The organism is Massilia agilis (assembly GCF_024756255.1).
Lineage (GTDB): Bacteria > Pseudomonadota > Gammaproteobacteria > Burkholderiales > Burkholderiaceae_D > Telluria > Telluria agilis.
On sequence record NZ_JANUHB010000004.1, the window covers coordinates 464,793 to 470,829 of the forward strand.

Genomic DNA, 6,037 nt, shown 5'->3' on the forward strand with positions numbered 1-6,037 from the left:
GGTTTCCTGCCCACGCGTCCAGCCACATCATCGCGTTCTGGTTCCTGGTCTTACCTGCGCCGCTTGAACGCGTGGGCAGGGGACCTGCCCACCCTACGCCAGCCGGGCCGAGGCGCCAGCCGCGTTCTGCTGGCCCGCGCAATGCGGGCACGACTGGCCCTCGACGTAGTCGGGCGAGAGCTGCTGGCGCGGCGTGACCACGGCGCGGCAGGCGAAGCACTGCACCGTTTCGGTCGGCTCCAGCCTGGGATTGAGCGCGGTGCGGTAGTCGAACACGAAGCAGTCGCCCGTGTAGTGCGCGCCGCCCACTTCCTCGAAATATTTCAGGATGCCGCCCTCGAGCTGGTACACCCGCTCGTAGCCGATGTCCTGCATGTGGATCGCCGCCTTCTCGCAGCGGATCCCGCCGGTGCAGAAGGTCACCACGGTCTTGCCCTGCAGCTCGTCCTTGTGCTCGGCCACCACTTGCGGGAACTCGCTGAACTTGTCGATGCGGTAGTCGATCGTGTTGTCGAAAGTGCCGACATCGACTTCGAACGCGTTGCGCGTATCCATCATTACCACCGGCACGCCGTCGTCATCCACGCCCTGGTCGAGCCAGCGCTTGAGCGTGCGCGCGTCCACCGCCGGCGCGCGGCCGAGCTCGGGCTTGATGAGCGGCATGCGCATCGTGATGATTTCCTTCTTGATCTTCACCAGCATGCGCTTGTGCGATTGCTCGTTCGACAGGCTTTCCTTCCATTCCAGGTCGGCCAGGCGCGCGTCGCTTTTTACCCACGCAAGGTAATCGTCGATGCTGGCGCGCGGGCCGGACACGAACATGTTGATGCCCTCGGGCGTCAGCAGGACCGTGCCCTTCAGGCCCAGTTCGTTGCAGCGCGCCTGGTACTGCGCGCGCAGCGCGTCCAGGTGGTCGAGCGTGACGAATTTGTAGGCGGCGATGTTGACGTGCATGGGGAATGGGGGCGGAAGGTAAGGGCGGTATTATAGAACCAGTCGCGGCGGTGCGCTGGCGCGCGGCGTGGTTTTCGCGGCGATTCGTTTTACAATGTTCCCTTTTGAAAAGCAGGGCGGGAACGCATGCAATCGCTGAACATCCAGTACAACCCCCGCATCGACCAGCTGCGCTGGCTCGCCGCCACGGTCGTGTTCCTGTTCCATTTCCAACTCGAGTATCGCGGCCTGTCCGGCGCCGGGCTGTCCGGGCCGTGGAGCGCCCTGGTCACCGAGGGCCACACCGGCGTCGGCCTGTTCTTCACGCTGTCCGGCTTTTTGTTCATGCAGATCGCGCTGGTGCAAAAGCAGATCGTGTACCGCGACTTCGTGCGCAACCGGGTGTTGCGCATCTTTCCGCTGTTCCTGACCATCTTCCTGGTCGCCACCTCGATCGGGCGCGACAAATTCCAGCCGCAGGACCTGCTCTACCTGTTCGCCACCAACCTGGGCCTGGCGCCCACTTCCGGCACCGTGGTCACCGGCGCGGCCTGGACCATCTCGGTCGAGTTCCTGTTCTACATGGTGTTCCCGTTCCTGGCGCGCTTTGCGATGGAGCGCGGCGTGCGCTACCTGGCCAACCTATTGGTGCTGATGGCCTTCTTCAAGGTGGCCGCGTACACGGTCAACGACAACAGCACGCTGATGTACTTCAGCACCTTCGTCGGGCGCTTCGACCAGTTCCTGATCGGGATGGCGGCGGCCATGCTGCTGCAGGGGCGCCGCGCCAGGTTGCAGGAACGCGCGCCCGTGCTGCTGGCCGCGGCCAGCGTGGTGGTAGTGTGCACCACGGCCCTGATGCACACCGTGGCGCCGTTCGGCGGCGCTCCCAAGTCGTCGTTCTGGATCTTCTGGTCGATGCTCGAAAGCGCCGGGTGGGCCTTCTTCATCGTGGCCTGGGTGTCGTTCCAGCGCCGGTTGCCGGGCGCGATCGAGCGTGCGCTGTGCCACGGCGGCAAGGTCAGCTTCTCGTTCTACCTGCTGCACATGGGCGTGCTACACGTGCTGGCGACCAAGGTGGGACTGGTGCGCCCGACCGGCCAGCCGTGGTTTGATGCGGCGATCATGCTGGTGGCGTCCTATGGCTTTACCTGGATGGTGGCGACCATCAGCTACAACACGATCGAGGAGCCGTTCCTGCGCATGCGCCGCAGCTACGGCGCCAGGCAGGCGCCGGCCGTGGCTCCCGCGGCCTGAGAAGCGTCGCCGAAGCGCTTTTTTGCGTGGGGCGCAAGCGATGGCTTTGCGCCACGCGCGCGCTGTCTTCCGGCGCCTGATCCGCAAGTTCCATTTCCCGCTTGAGATGCCGCAAGCGCGCACCGGGATGCCTTCGTACGATGGGCTCGTACATCGAAAGCCACACGTGGTCCCATCTTTCAGGAGGTAAGTCATGACGCGATCCAAGCTATTGAGCGCCGGCCTTGCGGCAGCGGCGGTGCTGTTCTCCCAGAACGGCGCCGCGCAGGAGCTCATTCCGATACAGATCCCGCAGGACGCCAACCTAATTGGCCTGGGCGTTTTCTCGGTGCCCGATTACTACGGTTCGGACGATTACAAGGCGGCCGCCGCGCCGCTGATTCGCTACAGCTGGAGCGACACCCAGTACGTGCAGGTGCTCGGCCCGGAGGTGCGGCTGAACCTTGTGCCCTACCGCACCGACCTGCGCGCCGGCCCGCTGATCCGGTTCCGCCAGCGTCGCGACGACGACGTGGACGACGCCGTCGTCAAGCACATGCGGCCGGTGCCCAGCGCCACCGAGATTGGCGTGTTCGTCGACTACCACATGCCGCTCGAGCCCGGGCGTCCGCTGCACAAGGTGGTCTTCTCGGCCGACATCGTCGGCAATACCACGGGCGTGTACAGTGGACCCACGGGCAACATCAAGGCCACCTATTTCTACCCGTTTGCGCAAGGCCTGTTCGGCAAGCCGCTGCTGGGCACGCTCGGTTTCGGGCTGTTCTTCGCCAGCGACCATTTCAACGACCGCTATTTCGGCATCCACGGCGTGGACCTGCCGCGGTTCCCGGAGCGCGCCGGGCGGGCCTACAAGGCCGAGGGGGGGCTCACCTCGATCAAGATCCCGTTCAGCCTGACCAGCCAGGTGGACCCGAAATGGCTGGTCACGGTGGCCGGTCGCTACGAGCGGCTGCTGGGCGACGCGGCCGACAGCCCGGTGGTCAAGGACCGTGGCGACGAGAACCAGTGGATTATCGGGGTGGCGGCGTCCTACCTGTTCTGAGCATCGCGATGGCCGGCCGGCTGCACCGGCCAGCGTGATCCGTAGGGTGGGCAGCTTGCTGCCCACGCGTCCAGCCGGCGTTCGTTGAACGCGTGGGCAGCGAGCTGCCCACCCTACCGGTGCATCGTCCGTCTCCGGGCTTAACCGGTCAGCCCGGGGATGGTGGTGCTGTTGCCCACCAGCGTGACCTGCTCGGGCGAGTCGGCAAAGTACAGCACCAGGTCCGCCCGGCTGATGGCGCCGGCGTGCAGCTTGTCGGTCCAGAAGCCGATTTCGCCTGCGTCTGCATGGCGCCCAAAGCCCACGTTGTACAGGGTGTCGACGAACTGGCTGTCGCTGGTGCCGCCGTAGCGCTGCTGGGCCTCGACCGACTGCAGGAAGGCGTTGACGATGTCGCGCATTGCCATGCCGGCTTCGCTGCTGCCGATCCAGAAGTTGACACCCGCTTCGTCGGCGTGGCGGCCGAACACGGTCTGGTACAGGCGCACGACGGTGGCCGCATCGGTGTCCACGAACGCCAGGTCCGAATGCTCCTGTGCGTCCAGCGCGAGCTTTTGCGTGCCGTTGGCAATGCCGAGCAGGACGTCGGCGCGGTCCGCCTTGCCCTGGTCGAGCAGGCCGATCCAGTGCGCGCGTTCGTCGGCCGGAACCGGGGCGGTGCCCAGCGCGTCCCGGTACAGCTGGTCGACGAAGGCCGCGTTGACAAGGCCGGCGCTGCCCTTCGCTTCGCTCGAGGCCAGCAGGTTGGCCGCGATGTCGTGCAGCGCCATGCCGTGGCTGGCGGCCGCGCTCCACCAGGCCGCTCCTGCCCCATCGGCAGGGCGGTCGAACAGGGTGTCGTAGATGCGCCGCAGGCTCGCGTCGGTGCCCATGTCCGGGTGCGCGCCGGCAAAGCGCAGCACTTCCACATTGGCGATCGTGTCGGTGCCGTCCGGGCCGCCGTGCAGCTGCGTCGCGACCAGGTTGCCGTGGTCGAAGCGCAAGCTGTAGTCGGCGCGGCTGGCGCCTTGCAGCAGCACCACGTCGGTACCGGTGCCGCCATCGAGATAGTCGTCGCCTGCGCCGCCGAACACCACGTCGTTCCCCTCGTCGCCGTAGACGCGGTCGTTGCCGCCTGCGCTGCCCACCGTGTCGTTGCCGGCGCCGCCGTGCAGGACGTCGTCGTCGGCCCCAAGCACGATGTACTGGTCCGAGGCATCGCCGAACACCACCTGCGAGCCATCGCCGCCGGTCACCTGCATGGGGCCGATCAGGGCAGCGAAGTGCACGTTCTGTAGTTGGATCGCAAGGCCACCGGGCACGTTGGACGAGTCGATCACCACCGCGGTCAGCGGCGAGTTGGGGGCTGCGGGCGGGGCTGCGATCACCATGGGGGCCGACGGCTGCCCGTTTTGCGCCACGCTGGGCGTGATCGTCTGCACCACCAGCGAGCTGCCCGGTGCAAGCTCGTTGAGGAAGCCTGCGCCGCCCGCCAGCAGGCTGCCCTGGCTGGCCGAGCCGGCGGGCGTGTGGGCCTGGATGTCACGCGTCAGTTCGGCAAGGCTGGCGCCGGGGCCTTGTGGGCCGGCCGAGCCGGCGACCTGCATTCCATAGCCGGTCGGAAGCTGCGCCGTCAGTAACGGCACGCCGTCGCTTGAGCTGACCAAGGGAATGTCGGCCACTGCCTTGCTGCCGGTGTCATCCACGCGGGACGGCGTCACCACCGGCACCACGATCACCTGGCTGCTGCTGCCGTCCGGATTGGTCACCGTGGTGGTTTCCAGTTCGACGCCGTCGACGGTGTGCTTGACCGGGGGCGTGACGGGCGGAGCATCCTCCTCGATGAAGAAATCCGTCGCATTGGATGCTGCCGCGCTGTGGTTCCCGGCCAGGTCGGTATAGCGCACCTGCACCATGCCGGCCACATGCTTGCCGGGGGTGAGGTAGAAATTGACGCCGTGGCCAGCGGACCAGGTGGCGCCGCCATCGGTGCTGTATTCCCAGCTTGCCACATCGGCCGGCAGTGTGGCCTGGACCGCCGGATTGGTGGTGATGCCATCGGTGGGGCTGGCGCCATTGTCCTGTTGCAGTGCCAGCGTGGGGGCCGGCGCGGACAGGTCCACCGTGATCGCGGCGGCATTGCTTGCGGCCGCGCTCAGGTTGCCGGCGTTGTCGGTATAGCGCACCTGCACGGTGCCGCTGGCCCAGGTTCCCGCTCCCAGGACGAAGCTGTTACCGCTGCCGACGGCCCAGTGCGCACCGCCGTCGGTCGAGTATTCCCAGCCCGATGCGTCCAGCGCGGTGGTGACGTTGACCTTGCCGTTGGCGGTGATGCCGTCGCTCGCGCTCGCGCCGGTGTCGGCGGCGAGCCCGATGACAGGCGCGCCGGCCGTGGTGTCGATCGTGATTGCCGCGGCATTGCCGGCCGCCGCACTCAGGTTACCGGCCAGGTCGGTCTGGCGCACCTGCAGCGTGCCGGCAGCGTAGCTCCCCTCCGGCAGCACGAAGCTGGTGCCGCTACCAACGGTCCAGTGCGCTCCGCCATCGGTGCTGTACTCCCAGCCGGCCGCATCGCCCGCCAGGGCGACATTGATCGTGGCATTGTTGGTCAGGCCGTCGGCGCCGCTGCTGCCGGTGTCCGCAGCCAGCGCCACGCCCGGTGCGGCCACCGTGTGGTCCACGCTGATGACGGCGCCGTTGCTGCCGGCGGAACTCAGGTTGCTCGCGTTGTCGGTGTAGCGCACCTGGACCGCGCCGGCCGCGTAGCCGCCTTCCGCCAGGACGAAGCTGGTGCCGCTGCCGGCGCTCCAGTGGGCGCCGCTGTCG

4 protein-coding genes are annotated in these 6,037 nt (G+C 67.3%); 2 read left to right on the top strand and 2 right to left on the bottom strand.

Annotated elements, in window-relative coordinates:
• Positions 1–93 precede the first annotated feature (93 nt).
• Positions 94–954: a sulfurtransferase gene (locus tag NX774_RS18680; RefSeq protein ID WP_258823765.1), complete on the bottom strand. Its 861-nt coding sequence runs from the start codon at positions 952–954 to the stop codon at positions 94–96.
• A 126-nt stretch (positions 955–1,080) separates the two neighbouring features.
• Between NX774_RS18680 and NX774_RS18685 the strand changes: the two genes are divergently transcribed.
• Positions 1,081–2,190 carry an acyltransferase family protein gene (locus NX774_RS18685; protein WP_258823766.1) on the top strand — a complete coding sequence of 370 codons (1,110 nt, stop codon included), beginning with the start codon at positions 1,081–1,083 and terminating at the stop codon, positions 2,188–2,190.
• 193 nt (positions 2,191–2,383) lie between these two features.
• Positions 2,384–3,232 carry a MipA/OmpV family protein gene (locus tag NX774_RS18690; RefSeq protein ID WP_258823767.1) on the top strand — a complete coding sequence of 283 codons (849 nt, stop codon included), beginning with the start codon at positions 2,384–2,386 and terminating at the stop codon, positions 3,230–3,232.
• A 140-nt stretch (positions 3,233–3,372) separates the two neighbouring features.
• Here NX774_RS18690 and NX774_RS18695 read toward each other — a convergent pair.
• The coding region (locus tag NX774_RS18695) for a DUF4214 domain-containing protein (RefSeq protein WP_258823768.1) at positions 3,373–6,037 on the bottom strand (2,665 nt) is incomplete at its 5' end.